At 68.0% G+C, this 18,001-nt stretch carries 14 protein-coding genes; 8 read left to right on the forward strand and 6 right to left on the reverse strand.

Annotation, left to right across the window (positions count from 1 at the left end; all coding sequences use genetic code 11):
• Window positions 1–65 precede the first annotated feature (65 nt).
• The 4 genes from rnhB to ASF77_RS03865 all read left to right on the forward strand — a co-directional run bounded on the left by rnhB (window position 66) and on the right by ASF77_RS03865 (window position 3,421).
• Window positions 66–737, forward strand: a complete 672-nt coding sequence (gene rnhB, locus ASF77_RS03850) for a ribonuclease HII (protein ID WP_056334608.1) — start codon at window positions 66–68, stop codon at window positions 735–737.
• Window positions 734–1,516: an RNA methyltransferase gene (locus tag ASF77_RS03855; RefSeq protein WP_056334611.1), complete on the forward strand. Its 783-nt coding sequence runs from the start codon at window positions 734–736 to the stop codon at window positions 1,514–1,516. Before rnhB ends, ASF77_RS03855 begins: the two co-directional genes overlap by 4 nt.
• 85 nt (window positions 1,517–1,601) lie before the next feature.
• On the forward strand, window positions 1,602–2,798 hold the full coding sequence (locus tag ASF77_RS03860) for an EAL domain-containing protein (protein WP_056334613.1): 1,197 nt from the start codon (window positions 1,602–1,604) through the stop codon (window positions 2,796–2,798).
• 35 nt (window positions 2,799–2,833) lie between these two features.
• Window positions 2,834–3,421 carry a DUF6151 family protein gene (locus tag ASF77_RS03865; protein WP_056334620.1) on the forward strand — a complete coding sequence of 196 codons (588 nt, stop codon included), beginning with the start codon at window positions 2,834–2,836 and terminating at the stop codon, window positions 3,419–3,421.
• Here ASF77_RS03865 and ASF77_RS03870 read toward each other — a convergent pair.
• From ASF77_RS03870 to ASF77_RS03880, 3 genes are all read right to left on the reverse strand, one after another.
• The gene (locus tag ASF77_RS03870; RefSeq protein ID WP_056334623.1) at window positions 3,411–4,730 is read right to left on the reverse strand and encodes a chemotaxis protein CheW; all 1,320 of its coding nucleotides are present in this window, start codon (window positions 4,728–4,730) and stop codon (window positions 3,411–3,413) included. The two genes, ASF77_RS03865 and ASF77_RS03870, sit on opposite strands and share 11 nt — an antisense overlap.
• Window positions 4,731–4,732: 2 nt before the next feature.
• Complete coding sequence (locus ASF77_RS03875) at window positions 4,733–7,192, reverse strand: PAS domain-containing methyl-accepting chemotaxis protein (RefSeq protein WP_082493534.1); 2,460 nt, start codon at window positions 7,190–7,192, stop codon at window positions 4,733–4,735.
• Window positions 7,193–7,434: 242 nt separating this feature from the next.
• On the reverse strand, window positions 7,435–8,262 hold the full coding sequence (locus ASF77_RS03880) for a metallophosphoesterase (RefSeq protein WP_056334629.1): 828 nt from the start codon (window positions 8,260–8,262) through the stop codon (window positions 7,435–7,437).
• A gap of 177 nt (window positions 8,263–8,439) precedes the next feature.
• On the opposite strand from ASF77_RS03880, the gene ASF77_RS03885 reads away from it, so the two are divergent.
• Window positions 8,440–10,743, forward strand: coding sequence for an FdhF/YdeP family oxidoreductase (locus ASF77_RS03885; RefSeq protein ID WP_056334630.1), 2,304 nt, complete (start codon window positions 8,440–8,442; stop codon window positions 10,741–10,743).
• The gene (gene fdhD / locus ASF77_RS03890; protein ID WP_056334633.1) at window positions 10,740–11,585 is read left to right on the forward strand and encodes a formate dehydrogenase accessory sulfurtransferase FdhD; all 846 of its coding nucleotides are present in this window, start codon (window positions 10,740–10,742) and stop codon (window positions 11,583–11,585) included. Before ASF77_RS03885 ends, fdhD begins: the two co-directional genes overlap by 4 nt.
• A 10-nt stretch (window positions 11,586–11,595) precedes the next feature.
• Here fdhD and ASF77_RS03895 read toward each other — a convergent pair whose 3' ends face one another.
• The gene (locus ASF77_RS03895) at window positions 11,596–12,579 is read right to left on the reverse strand and encodes an HDOD domain-containing protein (protein ID WP_056334636.1); all 984 of its coding nucleotides are present in this window, start codon (window positions 12,577–12,579) and stop codon (window positions 11,596–11,598) included.
• Window positions 12,580–12,641: 62 nt separating this feature from the next.
• Window positions 12,642–12,815 carry a hypothetical protein gene (locus ASF77_RS24005; protein WP_156648713.1) on the reverse strand — a complete coding sequence of 58 codons (174 nt, stop codon included), beginning with the start codon at window positions 12,813–12,815 and terminating at the stop codon, window positions 12,642–12,644.
• A 274-nt stretch (window positions 12,816–13,089) separates the two neighbouring features.
• Here ASF77_RS24005 and ASF77_RS03900 point away from each other — a divergent pair, with 274 nt between their 5' ends.
• Window positions 13,090–14,523: a S41 family peptidase gene (locus ASF77_RS03900; RefSeq protein WP_229445222.1), complete on the forward strand. Its 1,434-nt coding sequence runs from the start codon at window positions 13,090–13,092 to the stop codon at window positions 14,521–14,523.
• 33 nt (window positions 14,524–14,556) lie between these two features.
• Window positions 14,557–16,962, forward strand: a complete 2,406-nt coding sequence (locus ASF77_RS03905) for an ATP-binding protein (protein WP_056334641.1) — start codon at window positions 14,557–14,559, stop codon at window positions 16,960–16,962.
• 41 nt (window positions 16,963–17,003) lie between these two features.
• On the opposite strand, the gene ASF77_RS03910 is transcribed toward ASF77_RS03905, so the two are convergent.
• Window positions 17,004–17,852 (reverse strand): pyruvate, water dikinase regulatory protein, encoded by an 849-nt coding sequence (locus tag ASF77_RS03910; RefSeq protein WP_056334644.1) that lies wholly within the window; start codon window positions 17,850–17,852, stop codon window positions 17,004–17,006.
• Window positions 17,853–18,001 lie beyond the last annotated feature (149 nt).

The following is an 18,001-nucleotide window of genomic DNA, read 5'->3' on the forward strand; positions in this document are numbered from 1 at the left end:
CCGCGTTACGCACGTGTCCCGGTCGAATCGCATTTCGTGACCATTGAATCAATAACACCAGCACCATGAGCAAAAAACGCGTCAACTTCTACCCCGGCCTGCCTCCGCGGCTGCGCCCGTTCACCGACCTCGACATCGTCTGCGGCGTCGACGAGGCCGGGCGCGGCCCGCTGGCCGGGCCCGTGTACGCCGCCGCCGTCATCCTCGACCCCAAGCGTCCGATCGACGGCCTGCGCGACTCCAAGAAGCTGACCGAGGCGCGCCGCGACGAACTGGCGCCGCAGATCCGCGAATACGCGCTGGCCTGGGCCGTCGCCGAAGCCTCGTGCGAAGAGATCGACACCCTGAACATCCTGCACGCAACGATGCTGGCCATGCGCCGCGCCGTGGAAGCCCTGCACACGATGCCGACCATTGCCCTGATCGACGGCAACCGCTGCCCGCCGATGCAGATCCGCGCCCACGCCGTCATCGAGGGCGACGACAAGTGCCATGCGATTTCGGCTGCTTCGATCCTGGCCAAGACGGCGCGCGACGCCGAGCTGGTGCGCCTGCACGCCCAGTATCCGGAATACTGCTTCGACCAGCACAAGGGTTATTCGACCGCGCTGCACCTGGAGCGCCTGCGCCTGCACGGCCCCTCGCCGGTGCACCGCCGTTCGTTCGCGCCGGTGCGCAACCTGTTGCAGGTGGATCTGTTCGGAGCGCCCGCGGACGAAGCGGCGGCCTGCGCATGAAGACCGTCACCTCGCGCGACAATCCCTTCTACAAGGAACTGAAAAGCCTGGCCGCCAGCTCGCAGGCGCGCCGCAAGGCCGGGCGTACGCTGCTCGACGGCGTGCACCTGTGCCAGTCCTGGCTGGACCTGCGCGGCGCGCCGGCGCACTGCGTGGTGTCCGAGGAAGCGCTGCACAACCCGGAGGTGGCCGAGATCGTTGCGCGCTGCGACGGCCTGCGCGCGCACGTGACGGCGCTGCCGGACGCGCTGTTCGGCGCCCTCAGCCAGGTCGAGCATGGGATTAACCTGCTGTTCCTGGTCGATACGCCCGTCCCGGCGCAGCCGCAGGCCTTGACCGTCTCGGCCGTGCTGCTCGACGGCGTGCAGGATCCGGGCAATGTCGGCTCGATCTTGCGCAGCGCCGGCGCGGCCGGCATCACCCAGGTGTTCTGCAGCGCGGGCACGGCCTTCTGCTGGTCGCCCAAGGTGCTGCGCGCGGCCATGGGCGCGCACTTCGTGCTCGAGATTTTCGAGAATGCCGACCTCGCCGCGCTGATCGACGCGTCCAGCATGCCGGTACTCGCGATGAGCGGCTATGCCAAGCAGAAGCTGTGGGAAGTCGATTTGCGCGGCCCGGTGGCCTGGCTGCTGGGCCACGAAGGGCAGGGCGTGGCGGACGACCTGATGGGCCGCGCCACGCACCAGGTGGTGATTCCGCACGCGGGCCAGGTCGAGTCGCTGAACGTGGCTGCCGCGGCCGCGGTCTGCTTCTTCGAGCAGCTGCGCCAGCGCGCCTAGCCGGCGTAACGATACAATCGACGGCAGGATGGACGGCAATGAGGCCGGTAGGGTAAGCTCGGGCCAACAACCCCGTGGAGCAGAGATGGACATCGCGCATTTGCATTTTCTGGTAGCCGAAGCCGACAGCGCGCAGCGCGCCGCACTGGTCGAGATGCTCGGACGGCTCGGCGCCAGCCGCGTCACCGAGGTGCCCGACGGGCACATGGCGCTGCGCACCTTCCAGGCCGGATTCACGCCGCGCGTGCACGTGGCCGTCATCGACCTGGCGCTGCCCGGCATGGACGGGCTGGAACTGATCCGCAACCTGGCCGGGCTCGACGCCGGCATCAGCCTGATCGTCACCGGCGCCCAGCCGGCCAACCTGCTGTTCTCGGTCGAGACCCTGGCCCAGGTCTACGGCATCGACCTGCTCGGCTCCGTCAGCAAGCCCGTCACCGCCGCCAAGCTCAAGCCGCTGATCGACAACTACGCACCCGGCCCCGCGCCCGGCGCGGCCGAGCCGACGCCGCGCTTCAGTTTCGCCGAGATCGGCAGCGGCCTGCAGAAGCGCCAGTTCGAACCTTTCTTCCAGCCGAAGATCGAGCTCGCGACCGGCCAGGTCAAGGGCCTGGAAACTTTTGCCCGCTGGCGCCATCCTGAGCACGGCCTGCTCGGGCCCTCGGCCTTCATCGACGCCCTGGTGCAGAACAACCGCATCGACTTCCTCGACTGGAGCATGATCGAGCTGTCGGTCGAGCGCTGCCGCTGGCTGCACGACCAGGGCACGCCGATGTCCATCTCGATCAACCTGGCGCCCGAGACGCTGGCCCACCCGGCCTTCCTGCGCCAGATCACCGCCTGCCTCGGCCGCCACGCGGTGCTGCCCGACTACATCACCTTCGAGATGCCCGAGTCGTCGGTGCTGAACACCGACCCGAATTTCATCGAGCGCCTGGTGCGCCTGCGCATGATGGGCTTCGGCCTCGCCATCGACGACTACGGCACCGGCCGCTCGAACCTGCAGCTGCTGGCGCGCATCCCGTTCACGGAGCTCAAGATCGACCGCAGTTTCGTCGACGGTGCGTCGAAGCGCCGCCCGCTGGGCACCGTGCTGCGCTCCTGCCTGAGCCTGGCGCACAGCCTGGACCGGATGTCGGTGGCCGTGGGCGTCGAGACGCGCCAGGACTGGGACTTCCTGCAGGGCCTGGGCTGCACCTATGCGCAGGGCTATCACATCGCCAATCCGATGGAGGCCTCCGCCTTCCCGGGCTGGTTAGAGGATTGGCGGCATTTCTTCTGAAGGCTTCGGTTTTCTCACTCTGAAGGAGAAGGCGGATGAACATTCCATTGCGCTGCCGTTGCGGCAAGCTCGAAGGCGAAGTCGATGCGTCGCGCGTAAAGGCGCGGGCGATTTGCTACTGCAAGGATTGCCAGGCCTTTGCGCGCTTCCTGAAGGCGCAGGATGCCGTGCTCGATGCGTCGGGCGGCACCGAGGTCGAGGCCATGCTGCCGAGCGGCGTGCGCTTCACCAAGGGCCTGGAGCACCTGGCCTGCCTGTCTCTCAGCCCGAAGGGTATCTACCGCTGGTATGCGTCCTGCTGCGATACGCCGGTCGGCAACACGCCGCGCAATCCGAAAGCCGCCTACCTCGGCCTGGTGCGCACCTGCCTGGCCGCACCGGACGAGGAACTGGACCGGCGGCTGGGGCGCTCGCACATCACGGCCAACACCGGTTCGGCCCATGGGCCGGCGAAGACCACGCCGGTGGCGACCGTGTTCGCCGTCGCCAGCCTCGGCACCATGCTGGTCAAGGCGCGCCTGGATGGCGGTTGGCGCGACAATCCCTTCTTCGACACGGCCGGCGCGCCGGTGCGCACGCCGCGCGTGCTGACGCGCGAGGAGCGCGCCGCCGTCACCCCTTGACGGTGGTTTCCGCCAGGTCGACGATCCGGTAGCTGGCCTGGCCGGCGGCCGTGTCGACCGTGACGAAACCGCGCCCGGCGCCGAGGCGGTACAGCCTGGCGCTGCCGGCCGGGATCAGGAGCGCGACCCGGGTCACCACGAAGCCGGTGCGCCTTTCGCCATGCGATGCGACCAGCACATGTCCCGGCATGCCCGCCTCCTGAACCGGACGTAGATCGACCAGGGGCAGGGCGCCGCCGTCCCAGGGCATCGTCGCGCCGCCGCCCGCGCTCAACGGCACGATCTGCTCGACCGCGCCGATCGGCGTCGCCGCCGGCTGGCCGGCCTCGTACACGATGTAGGCTTCCTCGTTCGGCACGCCGCCATCCTGCGCCGCCCTGGCGCCGCCGGTTTCCTCCGGCTTGCTGAGCAGTGCTTCCGGGAAGCGCGCGAATAGGGCGGCGGTGGCGAGCAGGCGCACTTCCTGGCCGTCCTCGTCGTAGACGGTCGCGACGAGTTCGCCGTCGCCTTCGGTCGCGAAGGAGCGCAGCGCGAGGGCGGAGCGCACCGGCAGGCCGAGCGCCAGGCCGCCATGTTCGAGCACTGCCAGCAGCGGCGCAACATCCGCCGACGGCAAGCCGGGCAGGGCGCCGCCCGCCAACACGGGCAGGTGGCGGCCGCGCCACCCGCACCAGGCGCTGTCGATGCCGGCGCCGAAGCGCTCCAGTGCCGGCATGCGCATCACCTCGACCAGATCGCCGGCCGGCACGCCGAGCAGGACATCGTCCAGCTGCAGCAGCGCATAGTCGCGTCCCGCGGGCGTCCCGGCTTGCTCGGTCGCGGGAATGTCGACCGGTGGCGCGGCCTGGTGCCAGCTGGCCGCCAGCGCCGCTAGGTGGCCGACGTCGAGCACGCTGAGGATAATGCCGCTGTCCGGCACTCGCGCGGCGCTATGAAAAACTTCTTCCGCGTCTTCGTCGTGGTGCAGGCGCGCGACGTCCGCGCCGGGCACCTCGACCAGGCCGTCGACGCTGTCCACTTGCAGGCCCAGCGTGCGCCCGTCCTGGCGCAGCACCAGGATGCGCGCGCTGCCCAGGCGCTCGCCGCGCGGCTGGCCGACATCGACCCAGCGCGCCAGGTCGACCACCGGCACCAGCGCGCCCTCGTGCAGCACGACGCCGGCCAGCGCCCCCTGGCGCCGCGGCAGCAGCGCCTGCTGGGCCGGCACGGGAATGGCCTGCACCACGGCCTCGGCCGGAATGCCAAGGCGCACCGCGCCGACGTGCGCCGCGGCCAGGCGCAGGGTGGGATGAGGGAGGGGAGCGCCCACGCTCAGCGTTCCGTCGCGATGCGTTCCAGCTCGGCCAGCAGCGAGGACACGTCGTGGGTGGCGCCGGCCTGGGCGCTGGTCGAGGCGTGGATCGCCGCCACCGAGCCGCTGGTGCGGGTGATCGAATCGACGATGCGGGCAAAAGCGTCCTCGACTTCGCTCGACAGGCGCGTGCCTTCGCCGACGCGGGTCACGGTTTCGTTGATCAGTTTGGAGATCTCGCGCGCCGCCAGGGCGGATTTCTCGGCGAGTTTGCGCACCTCGTTGGCGACGACCGAGAAGCCCTTGCCGTGTTCGCCCGCGCGGGCCGCTTCGATCGCGGCATTGAAGGCCAACAGATGGGTCTGGCCGGCGATGTCGCCGATGGTTTCGATGATTTCGTGGACGTCGCCGGACGCCTTCTGGATCGCGCCGATGGCGTCGCGCGAGCGTCCCAGCAGCTTGCTGCCGGCGGCGGCGTCGCCCTGGGCGCGGCCGGCCATCTCGGCCGACTGCTGCGAGCCGCGCGCGATCTCGCCGATCGACTGCGAGAGCGACGCGAGCACGCTTGAAATCTCCTTGACCTTGGCGCTCACCAGCTCCTCGCGGTGCACCTGGTCGGTGACGTCCATCGCGAACTTCACGACTTTATAGGGCTTGCCGTTGACGTCGAGGATGGGGTTGTAGGTGGCCAGGATCCAGATGTCGGCGTCGTGCTTGCCGCGGCGCTTGAAGCGGCCCGACTGGAACTGGCCCTGGGCCAGGTTGGCCCAGAAGTGGCGGTAGGCGGCGCTCTTGACGTGCTCGGTCTCGCAGAACATGCTGTGGTGCGCGCCCAGCACTTCTTCCTCGGCATAGCCCATCGTGCGCAGGAAGTTGTCGTTCGCGGCCAGCACGTTGCCGCGCATGTCGAATTCGATCACGGCCTGCGAACGCCCGATCGCATCGAGCTTGCCCTTGATCTCGGCGGCCATGCGCTTTTGCGCCGTGATGTCGGTCGCGAACTTCACGACCTTCACCGGCTTGCCCTCGGCGTCGAAGATCGGATTGTAGGAGGCCAGGATCCAGACCTGCTTGCCGTCCTTGCGGATGCGGCAGTATTCGCCGGCGTTGTACTCGCCCCGGCCGAGACGGTCCCAGAATGCCAGGTATTCCGGCGAGTGGGCAAAGCCCTGGTCGCAGAACATGCGGTGGTGGTTGCCGCGCACCTCGTCGATCCCGTAGCCCATCACCTTCAGGAAGTTCTCGTTCGCGTGCAGCACCTTACCCTGCAGGTCGAATTCGATCACGGCCTGTACCCGGTCGACGGCCTGGTTCTTGCCTTCGAAGTCGGCGTTGCGGGCCTTGACGGCCGTGATGTCGGTGGCGAACTTCACCACCTTCACCGGTTTGCCGTCGGCGTCGAGAATCGGGTTGTAGGTCGCCTGGATCCAGACCGGATGGCCGTCCTTGGCCACGCGCTTGAATTCGCCGCTGTGGAATTCGCCGGCGGCGAGGTGCTTCCAGAAGCTGCGGTACTCGTGCGAACGGCCGTAGGCCTCTTCGCAGAAGATCGCGTGGTGCTGGCCGACCACCTCGTCCAGGCTGTAGCCGAGGGTGTCGAGGAAGTTCGCGTTGGCGTGCACGATGCGGCCCTCGAGGTCGAACTCGATCACAGCCTGGGCGCGGTCGATCGCGGCCATGCGGCCGTTGACGTCGGCATTGCGCTGGATGCGTTCGGTGACGTCGGTGGCGTATTTGATGACCTTCATCGGCTTGCCGTCCGGGCCGAACACGGGATTGTAGGAGGCGTTGATCCAGACGTCGCGCCCGCTCTTGTGGCGGCGCTTGTAGACGCCGGCATGCAGTTCGCCCGCGCCCAGGTGTTCCCAGAACTCGGCATAGGCTGGCGCGGCGGCGTAATCGGCTGCGCAGAAGATGCGGTGGTGCTGGCCGCGGATCTCCTCGATCGTGTAGCCCATCGTCCCCAGGAAGTTGTCGTTGGCGTCGAGGATGCGGCCGTCCAGGCCGAATTCGATCACGGCCTGCACGCGGTTGATGGCGTCGATCTTGGCAGCGTTGTCGGCGCTTTGCAGCTTGGCGGCCGTGATGTCGGTCGCGAACTTGATCACCTTGACGGGACGGCCCTCGCCGTCGAACACCGGGTTGTAGGAGGCCTGCAGCCATACCGGACGGCCGTTCTTCCCTAAGCGCATGAACTCGCCGCTGCTCGGATGGCCCTGGCCGAGTTCGTCCCAGAAGTCGCGGTAGGCGTTCGAGGCGCTGAAGTCGCGGGCACAGAACATGCGGTGATGCTGGCCCACGACCTCGCCCAGCGCGTAACCCATCGCCTCCAGGAAGTTGTGGTTGGCGTGGATGACGTTGCCGTTCAAGTCGAATTCGACCACCGCCTGCACGCGGTGGATGGCGTCGAGAGCGGCTAATGCGAGGTCGAGGCGTGTGCAGGTGACGGGCGGCTGGGTCTGATCGGCAGGTGCGTGCATGGATGGACGGTCGAAAGTGGTTGGCCCGGCGGCGGTATGCTGATCCCAGGCGAAATTGCACCGCGCTGGCCACGCCGAAACGGAAAATGGAAACCGAGTGAAGGCAGAACGCCCAAATCAATCAGTTTCCATACGGAAATAGGATTGTATCTTTTGACACCCTTGCGGGCAATCATCAATTTACGCAAATGCGCACAATGTTGCCGCGCAGCAACGCTCGACCGGGCAAGCGCCGGGGCGCATTAGAGTTCGATCATGAGCCCGGGGCGGAAGCCTTCCTGTTCGCCCTTGCTGAGGTAGCCCAGCGGATTGGCGACTACCCGGCACGACCAGGAACGGCCGTCCACATTCCCTGCGGCCACATAATCGTTCATGCAGTGCAGGTGGCCATGCATCCAGACGTCGGCCAGCGGCAGCAGGTCGTCGAGCGCATTGCAAAAGCCCGCCGTGCCGGGCGTGACGCCGTAGCGCGGATCGGCGCTCTGCAGGCTCGGGGCAAAATGGGTGACGGCGACCGTGACCCCGTCGAAGGGAACGGCGAGGGCCGCGCGCAGCCAGGCCTGGCAGTCGAGCGCCATCGCGCGCCAGCCATCGGCCAGCACCGGTTCGCCGGCGCGCAGGGTCGTGTTCTTGTTGAGGTAGTAGTTGGCGGCGCGCATGGCCTTCTCGCGCAGCTGCAGCTGCCGGGTCAACTCGTGGCCTGCGGCCAGCGCATCGAAGTCGGCCCAGAGCGTGGTGCCGATGAAGCGCACGTGGCCGATGGCGACGGTCTCGCGGTCGAGCCAGGTGATCCCGAGGCGCTCGCAGGTGGCGCGCAGGCGCGCATGGGTTTCCTCGAAATCGAGGCCGTCGAATTCGTGATTGCCGGGGATGTAGAGCACCCGCGCGCCCGTTGCGCCGAGCGCCGGGGCGAAGCGTTCCAGGCCGAAGTCGCTGCCGCCCAAGCGCGAACCGGCTTGGTAGGAGCCGATGTCGCCGGCGAGGACGATCACGTCGGCGTCCGGCGCCAATGCGGGCTGGAAGGCCGGATAGCGTTCGAGGTGAAGGTCGGAAAACAGCTGGATGCGCATGGCGGCAGTATAGCCGGGTTGGACGGGCCTTGCCGTCGGCCTGAGAGTCGACCCGGCTTCGACCCGGCTTCGACCCGGCTCCGGCCAGCCTTGCTCGCCCTCGGTGCGCAAGCGCACAGAGGCCGGCCGCGACACCGGCTAGGGTGCGTCATCGAACAGGCGAAAGCAGGGGACAGCATGAGCAAGGACGCGGACAATCTACGTATCAAGCCGGCGACGATGCCGGCCGGCGGCTGGGGTTCGGTGGGCGAGGTGGCGCACATCCTGTTCGACCAGCGCGCGGCGCTCAAGGACAGCGCGCTGCTGCTCAAACAGAACAAGACCGACGGTTATGCCTGCGTCAGCTGCGCCTGGGCCAAGCCGGCCAATCCGCATCCCTTCGAATTCTGCGAGAGCGGCGCCAAGGCCACCGCCTGGGAAACCACCAGCAAGCGTATCGGCGCCGACTTCTTCGAGCGCCATACGGTGACGGAACTGGAAGCCTGGAGCGACCACGAGCTCGAAGGCCAGGGCCGCCTGACGACGCCGCTGCGTTGGGACGCGGCCAGCGACAAGTACCGCGCCGTCAGCTGGGAGACGGCGTTTGCCGAGATCGGCGCGCAGCTCAAGGCGGCCGCGCGCGACAAGGTGGTGTTCTACAGTTCCGGCCGCGCCTCGCTCGAAACCTCCTACATGTACGGCCTGCTGGCGCGCATGTACGGCAACAACAACCTGCCCGACAGTTCCAACATGTGCCACGAGAGCACCTCGGTGGCGCTGCAGAAGACCATCGGCGACGGCGTCGGCACCGTGGTGCTGGACGACTTCGCCCAGACCGACTGCATCTTCTTCTTCGGCCAGAACGTCGGCGTCAACAGCCCGCGCATGCTGCACCAGCTGCAGGAAGCGCGCCGCCGCGGCGTCCAGATCATCACCTTCAATCCGCTGCGCGAGCGCGGGCTGGTGAGCTTCACCAACCCGCAGTCGCCCGCCGAGATGCTGAGCGGGAGCGAGACGGCGATCAGCACCCAGTACCATCAGGTGAAACCGGGCGGCGACACGGCCGCCATCATGGGACTGTGCAAGGCGGTCTTCGCACTCGACGACGCGGCCCTGGCGGAGGGCGAACAGCGCGTGCTCGACATGTCTTTTCTGACCGAGCACACCCACGGCTTCGCCGACTTCGAAGCGGCCGTGCGCGCCTGCGGCTGGGACGCGATCGAAGCCGAGTCGGGTTTGAAACGCGTGGCACTCGAACGCGCGGCCGCCGTGTACGCTGGCGCCGGCGCAGTGCTCGGCGTCTACGGCATGGGCCTGACCCAGCACCGCAACGGCGTGCAGAACGTGGCGATGATCGTCAACCTGCTGCTCCTGCGCGGGAACATCGGCAAGCCCGGCGCCGGCGTCTGTCCGGTGCGCGGGCACTCGAACGTGCAGGGCCAGCGCACGGTCGGCATCACCGAAAAGCCCGAGCTGGCGCCGCTCGACAAGCTGAAGGAACAATACGGATTCGAGCCGCCGCGGGACAAGGGCATGAACACGGTCGAGGCCTGCGAGGCGATCCTGGCGCGGCAGGTGCCGGCCTTTATCGCCCTCGGCGGTAATTTTCTGCGCGCGGTGCCGGAGACCGTGCTGATGGAAGCGGCCTGGCGCGAGATTCCGCTGACGGTGCAGATCGCCACCAAGCTCAATCGCAACCATGTCATCCACGGCAAGGCCTCCTACATCCTGCCTTGCCTGGGCCGGATCGAAATCGACCGCCAGCGCGGCGGCGAACAATCGGTCACGATCGAAGACAGCACGGCCTGCATCCACGGCTCGCGCGGGATGGCCGAACCGGCGGCGCACACGCTGCTGTCGGAACCGGCCATCGTGGCCGGCATCGCGCAGGCGACGCTGGACGCGAACCCGCGCGCCGACTGGCAGGGCTGGGTGGACGACTACGGCCGCATCCGCGAGGCGATCGCCGAGACCTACCCGGACATCTTCCATGACTTTAACGCGCGCATGTGGACGCCGGGCGGCTTTCGCAAACCCGTCGGTGCGGCGCACCGGGTCTGGAAGACGGAGAGCGGCAAGGCCGAGTTCACGGTGCCGGAAGAATTGCAGGGCAACCCCGACCTGAAGGGCGGCCCGGCCACCATGCGCTTGTTCACGGTGCGCAGCGACGGCCAGTTCAACACCACGATCTACAGCCACGACGACCGCTTTCGCGGCGTCTACGGCAGCCGCAGGGTGGTCTTCATGCACCGCGCCGACATGGCCGAACGCGGCTTCGCGCAAGGCGAGCTGGTGACCCTGCGCGGCGCCGGCGGCGACGGCGTGGCGCGCGAGGTCGGCGGCCTGGCGGTAGTGCCCTACGATATCCCGCAAGGGACGATCGCCGGCTACTTCCCCGAATGTAATCCGCTGATCCCGCTCTGGCATCACGCCAAGGAGAGCAAGGTGCCGGCGGCGAAGGCGATCGACGTGCTGGTCGAACGCAGCGGGAGCGCGGCATGAACGCGGCCGAACCCTTCCTCGGCGCCGCGCCCGAAGGGACGCGGCGCCTTCCCGCCAGCCGTTGCGCGGACGGCCGGGTGGAAGAGGGCAGCGAACTGGTGGCCGAGGAGGTGCCCGTCGCCCTGGTCTACAACGGCATCACCCAGGCCGTGATGCTGGCCTCGCCGCTCGACCTGGAAGACTTCGCGCTCGGCTTCACGCTGGGCGAGCGCATCGTGCGCCACCCGCGCGACGTTTACGACATCGAGGTCGCGCACACGGCCCGCGGCGTCACGGTCGAGCTGCGCATCGCGGCGGGCGCCATGGCGCGCCTGAAGGGTGCGCGCATGGCGCGTACCGGCAAAACCGGCTGCGGCCTGTGCGGCGTCGACAGCCTCGATTATTTCGAGCAGGACGCCTGCCTGCCCGACCCATGCCGGCCGCTGCCGGCCGCAGGCAGCTTCAGCGCCGCGGCCCTGCACCACGCGATGGGCGAGCTGGCCGCGCGCCAGCGTCTGCACCAGGAGACCGGCGCCGTGCATGCCGCCGCCTGGGCCGCGCCCGATGGGACGCTCTTGTGCGTGCGCGAAGACGTGGGCCGCCACAACGCGCTCGACAAACTGGTCGGGGCGCTGGCGCGCGCCGGCAGCGCGCTTGACGGGGGCTTTGCGGTGGTCACCAGCCGCGCCAGTTTCGAGATGGTGCAGAAGGCGGCGCGCGCCGGCTTCGGTTTGCTGGGCGCGATTTCGGCGCCGACGGCGCTGGCCGTGCGCATGGCCGAGGGCGCCGGCCTGATCCTGGCCGGCTTCGTGCGCGGCGGCCGCCATGTCGTCTACAGCCATCCGCAGCGGCTGCTGCCCTGAACCGGCGCGCTTACTCTTCCTCGTCGCCCAATTTCTCGAACACGGCCAGCGCCGCTTCGCCCAGGCCCTCGGTCACAAAAGGATCGTCGGCGCCATATTCGGCGCCGTCGACCAGCATGCGCAGCTTGGCCAGGCGGTCGCCCAGGGCCAGCGCCCCGGCCAGCGCGCCGGCGTCGTCGCGGCCGGCGCCTTCGATCGCCTCGCTCACACTGTCCGGAAACTCCCACAGGGCGGCGATGCGCGCGGACAGGAGGCGCGACTGTGCGAACAGGGTGGCGATGAAGGAATCCGACCAGGGCAGGGCCGCGTCGCCGCAGATCCCGTCGATCAGGCGAAAGGCGACGACGAGGCCGACGTTTTCCATCAGCCCGGCCAGGTAGGCCTCGAAGGCGTTGGCGCGCAGGCCAGGGGCCAGCAGGCTGGCTGCGAGCGCGCTCTTTTCCGACTGGCGCCAGATGACCGGCGCGGTGCGCCGGGCCAGCACGCCGTTCTGCATGCTGACGATCGGACGGAAGGCGACGCGCGCCAGCAGCATGCGCATGCCGTTCTGCCCGAGCAGCATGATCGCAGACTGGATGCTGTTGACCGGCGGGCCGGAATGGTAGCGCGGCAGATAAGCCGGCCGGTTCGCTTCGCGGTAGACCTCGGCCACGAGCACGGTATCGGCGCTGAGCTGGCGCGATAGTTCGGCCGCGTTCATGTCGTCGGCGCGCAGGGTGCGCATCAGCTGGGGAATGATCTCGGGGATGCGCGGCACCAGCGCGGCGCCGGCGACCGGGGAGGCGGCCAGGCGCGCCAGCTCGTCGAGGATGCGCGCCTCGACCTGCTGCGTGGCGCGCGGCGGACGCGCCGCCGCCAGCCAGCGGTAGAAGGCGGCGTCGATCTCGGCGCTCGTGGCCGGATCGGAACCGTGCAGCTGCCGCTGCGCGGACGCCAGGCCGGCCGCAGGCCGTGCAGTCGTTTCGCCACCCAACAGTTTGTCCAGCCAACCCATGTGCCGCTGCCGTAAAAATCCTGTAAACCTTGATTCTACAGGAGGCGGGCGGCGGAGAGGCTTCAGGCCGCGGCGTTCAGGCCGTCGATGAAGCCGGCCACGAAATCGGGAATACCGCCGCCAAGCAGCAGGCACAGTGCCCCGCCGAGCATGATGCTCTCGCTCGACTTGCGGTAGCCGAAGCCCAGCATGACAAGACCGATGAGTTGGGCCTGGAGGGCGATGGTTTCAAGCATGGGAATAATTCCTTGAAAAGCGCATCCGGGTGATGACGCAGCCCGGCAGTATAGACTTAAAAATCGGCAACAAATACGCGGATTGTCACAAGGGGTTTAGGGCGTAAAAATTGTTGCTGAACCAAAACTATGTGATTATGATTTGGCAACTTATTTGCCTGATCATGGATCCTCGATGCGCGCCACTTCGTCACCCCAAGGCCGTCTCCGCCGGCTGATCGCCCTTGGCCTTCCGGTTTTATTCGGCTCGTTCGCTGCCACAGCGGCCCCCGCCTTGCCGGATTCGCCGCAGGCTTGGCGCGCCGCCGCCCGCGCCGACATCGAAGCCGCCGTACGGATCACGCGCGAGAACCATCCCGGGCCGCACGACCCGCACAATCCGGCCTTCGGGCCGAACCTCGAAGCGGCGCGCGTGCACGGTCTGGCGTTGGCCGAGCGCGTGGTCGACGCCCCAGGCTACATGGCGGCGATAATGGGCTTCAATGTCCGTATCGGCGACGGCCATGCCGGCGCCTACCCGCGCATCGACGAGGCCAGCCTGCCGCCCGCGCGCTGGCCGGGTTTTGTCAGCGTCTGGCGCGGCGATGCCCTGTATGTCCATTCGGCCCAGCCGGGTGCGCCCGCCGCCGGCAGCAGGCTGCTCGGCTGCGACGGCAAGGATGCGCAACAACTCATCCGCGACAACGTGTTCAGCTTCCAGGGGCGTGTGAAGGAGGACGGCCAGTGGTGGTCGGCCGCGCGCCGCGTTTTCATCGACAAGCACAATCCCTTCGTCGCGCTGCCGCAGCGCTGCCGTTTCGAACTGGGCGGGCAGGTGACGGAACACGCGCTGTCCTGGCGCGCCTTCGATGCCGAGGGCGAGCGCTGGCTGGCCGACAGCAGCTGGGGCGAGGGCGGCCCGGTCGGCGTGGCCGAGCCGCGCAAGAACCTGTACTGGGTCTCGATGCCGACCTTCCAGCCCGACGAAAAGGAACGCGCGGCCTACCGCGCCATGTTTGCCGACGTTGCCGCCCGGCGTGCGCGCTGGCTGGCGCTCGATGCGGTCGTGATCGACCTGCGCAAGAACCAGGGCGGCAATTCCGACTGGAGCCTGTGGTTCGCCCAGGCCCTGTGGGGCAAGGCGCGCGTGACGCAGGCGAGTGCGGCCTACGACGCGGGCGTGGAGGTGTGGTGGCGCGCCTCGCCCGACAATACGGCCTACATGCTGTCGATCGTCGGGCGGCTGGAAAAGGAGGGCAATCCGGAGGGCGCCGACTGGGCCAGAACCCATGGAGAAGGCATGCGCATGGCGCTCGCGCAGGGCAAGCGCTTCTATGTCGAAAAGGAGGAGACCCCCGTGCCCGCCACGGCCGCCGCCGCCGAGGACGGGCCGCCCTTTACGCGTCCCGTCTACGTCATCGTGCCGGGCAACTGCGCCAGCGCCTGCCTCGATGCGATCGATGTGTTCACGCGCTTCCCGAACACGACCCTGGTCGGCGCGCCCAGTTCGGCCGACTCGACCTACATGGAAGTGCGCAGCGCGGATGTGGACTCGGGCCTGGCGCGGGTAATCGTGCCGAACAAGGTCTATGTCAAGCGCAAGCGCGGCAACGGCGAGTTCTACCGGCCGCGCATCGAGGTGCGCGACGTGGTGTGGTCGAACGCGGCGCTGCTGAAGGCGGTGGAAGCGGATCTGGCGGACTCGCGCGTGAAAGCCCCGTCCAGTTAGGCGCGCGCCGTCATCCATGCGACAATCGCGCGCATGATGACCCTATCGGACTACCAGGCGCTGTTTCGCGCCTCGCCCTATCCGTACCTCGTGATGTCGCCGGATCTGACGATCGTCGGCGCCAGCGGCGCCTACCTGCGTTCGGTACAGCGCACCGAGGAAGAGATCGTCGGCCGCTATGTCTTCGAAGCCTTCCCGGCCGAGCCGGACAATCCGGAGGCGACCAACATCGACGAGGTCAAGGCCTCGCTGCTGCGCGCGCTGGCCAAGGGCGAGCCCGATACCACCGCATTCGTGCGCTATGCGGTCGAGGTGGATACGCCTACCGGGAAGAAGTACGAGGAACGCTACTGGAGCACCGTGCACACGCCGGTGCTGGGGCCGGACGGCGAGCCGATCCTGGTGTTCCAGAACCCGGTCGACGTCACCGAGCTGTATCGCTTCGACCAGCAGTCCGAGGTCGCTACCCTGCAGCTGACGCCGCCGAGCGACAGCAATGCCGGCAACTTCAACCGCGCCCAGATGCACGAGGCGCTCTCGCGCATCCTGAACAACGAGCGCGAGCACCTGCGCAGCCTGTTCAACCAGGCGCCCGGTTTCGTCGCGGTGCTGATGGGGCCGAAGCACGTGTTCGAGATGGTGAACGAAGCCTATTACCAGCTGGTCGGCCACCGCGAACTGGTCGGCAAGGCCGTGTGGGAAGCGCTGCCCGAGGTGGCCGGCCAGGGTTTCGAGGAATTCCTCGACCAGGTCTATCGCACCGGCCAACCCTGGACGACGCGCGCCATGCCGCTCCAGGTGCAGTACGAGCCCGACGGCCCGTTGGTGCAGCGCTGGGTCGACCTGATGTACCAGCCTTACAAGGACCAATACGGCACCACGATCGGCATTTTCGCCCAGGGCTACGACGTCACCGATTCGATCGAGGCGCAGCAGGCCAAGCGCGAGAGCGAGGAGCGCCTGCGCGACGGCATGGACGCGGCCAAGATGGTGGTCTGGGACTGGGATCTCGCGACCGGCCAGCTGGTGTATTCGGACAACGGCGCGGCCGTGATGGGTTTCGCGCCCGACCAGATGGGCGGCGTGGGCCAGCACATCCATCCCGACGACCGCGAGCGGATCGCACGCGCCCACCGCGATGCGATCGCCGGCGCCGGCGCCTACCAGGAAGTGCTGCGCTTCATCCGTCCCGACAACGGCCGCCAGGTCTGGCTCGACAGCCGCGGCAAGGTGCAGTTCGACGCCGAAGGCAAGCCATTGCGCATCCGCGGCGTGACGGTCGATGTCTCGGATCGCTACCAGGCCGAGTTCGAGCTGCGCGAATCGAACCGCAAGAAGGACGAGTTCCTCGCCATGCTGGCGCACGAGCTGCGCAATCCGCTGGCGCCGATCAGCACCGCCGCCGAGATGCTGCGCCTGACGAACTCCGCCGACCCGCGCACCAAAAAGGCGAGTGAAGTCATCAGCCGCCAGGTACGCCACATGACGGCGCTGGTGGACGACCTGCTCGACGTCTCGCGCGTCACCCGCGGGCTGGTCGAGCTGGACAAGGAACTGGTCGACATCAAGGGTGCGGTGGTCAACGCCGTCGAGCAGGCGCGGCCCCTGATCGAGGCGCGCCACCACGCGCTCACCGTGCGCACCGACGCCTCGCAGGCGACCGTGCTGGGCGACCGCACGCGCCTGGTGCAGACCATCGCCAACCTGCTCAACAACGCGGCCAAGTACACGCCGCAGGGCGGCGAGATCACGCTGGCCGTGCACGCGCAAGGCGACTGGGTCGACATCGCCGTGATCGACAACGGCATCGGCATCGACGCCCGGCTGCTGCCGCATGTCTTCGAGCTGTTCACCCAGGCCGAGCGCACGCCGGATCGCGCCCAGGGCGGCCTCGGCATCGGCCTGGCGCTGGTGAAGACGATGGTGGCGCTGCACGGCGGCAGCGTGACGGCCGCCAGCGACGGCCCCGGCGCCGGCAGCACCTTCACGATCCGCCTGCCGGCCGTGGCCCAGGGCACGCGCGAGCGCCTGGAAGGGGCGGCGCGCGAAGGCGCCTTGGCCGGCCCGGCGCCGCTGCGCATCATGATCGTCGACGACAACGTCGACGCCGCCGAGTCGCTCGCCGTCCTGCTCGAAGCGCAGGGCCACCAGGTGCGCGTGGAAGCCCATCCGCTGCAGGCGCTGGCGAGCGCTAGGCGCGAGCCGCCCGAGGTCTTCATCCTCGACATCGGCCTGCCCGAGATGGACGGCTACGAACTGGCGCGCCGCCTGCGCGCCGACCCGGCCACCGGCGGCGCGCTGTTCGTCGCCCTCACCGGCTACGGCCAGGCGCACGACCGCATCCTGTCGAAGTCGAGCGGCTTCGAGCACCACTTCGTCAAGCCGATGAACATCGAGCGGCTGGGGCAGGTGCTGGGGGCGGTGCGCGGAGGCGGGTAGGCTGGACTTTCAAGTCCACGCGTGAGGCCGGCGTCTCCTCGTCAGTACTCGCGCCGATCCGGCTTGATCTCCTGAAGAATCGTCGTCGAGATCTCCTCGATCGACTTGGTCGTCGACGACAGCCAGCGGATTCCCTCGCGCTTCATCATCATCTCCGCCTCGTTGACTTCGTAACGGCAGTTCTCGATCGAGGCGTACTTGCTGCCGGCACGGCGTTCCTCGCGAATTTGCGCCAGGCGCTCGGGCGTGATGGTCAGGCCGAACAGCTTGTGTTTGAAAGGCGGCAGCGAGGAGGGCAGCTTGCCGCGCTCGAAGTCGTCGGGGATGAGCGGATAGTTGGCGGCCTTGATCCCGTACTGCATGGCGAGGTACAGGCTGGTCGGGGTCTTGCCGGAGCGCGACACGCCCACCAGGATCACGTCGGCCTCGGCCAGGTTCTTGTGCGACTGGCCGTCGTCGTGCGCCAGCGAGAAGTTGATCGCCTCGATGCGGTTCTTGTATTCCTCGGAATCGACCACGTTGTGGATGCGGCCGATCGTGTGCGTCGACTTCACGCCGAGCTCCATCTCGAGCGGGGCGACGAAGGTCTGGAACAGGTCCATGTGCATGCCGTTCGAGGCGCGGATTACGCCCGACAGGTCGTGCTTGACCAGGGTCGAGAACACGATCGGGCGCTGGTTGTCGGCGGCGTAGTGTTCGTTGATGCGGCGCGCGGCGTCCTTGGCCTTTTCGATCGTGTCGATGAAAGGAATGCGGATCTGGCGGAAGCGCATTTCGAACTGGCTCAGCACCGCGTGGCCGAAGGTTTCGGCGGTGATGCCGGTGCCGTCGGACACGAAAAACACGGTGCGGGTCGGCGGGGGAAGCGGAGGGCGGCCTTCAACTGTCATGGTATTTTTTTAAGGAATGCTGTCAGGTTTGCAGTGTTGTGCGATGTGAATCGGGGGCACACAAGGTAGAATGCTCGGCAACGGTTTTTTGCATTGTGCTGCACGGCGCCAAGAATAACAAGAACGCACGCCGCGGCCTGCTCGTACAG

The sequence above is a fragment of the Massilia sp. Leaf139 genome (genome assembly GCF_001424165.1).
Lineage (GTDB): Bacteria > Pseudomonadota > Gammaproteobacteria > Burkholderiales > Burkholderiaceae_D > Telluria.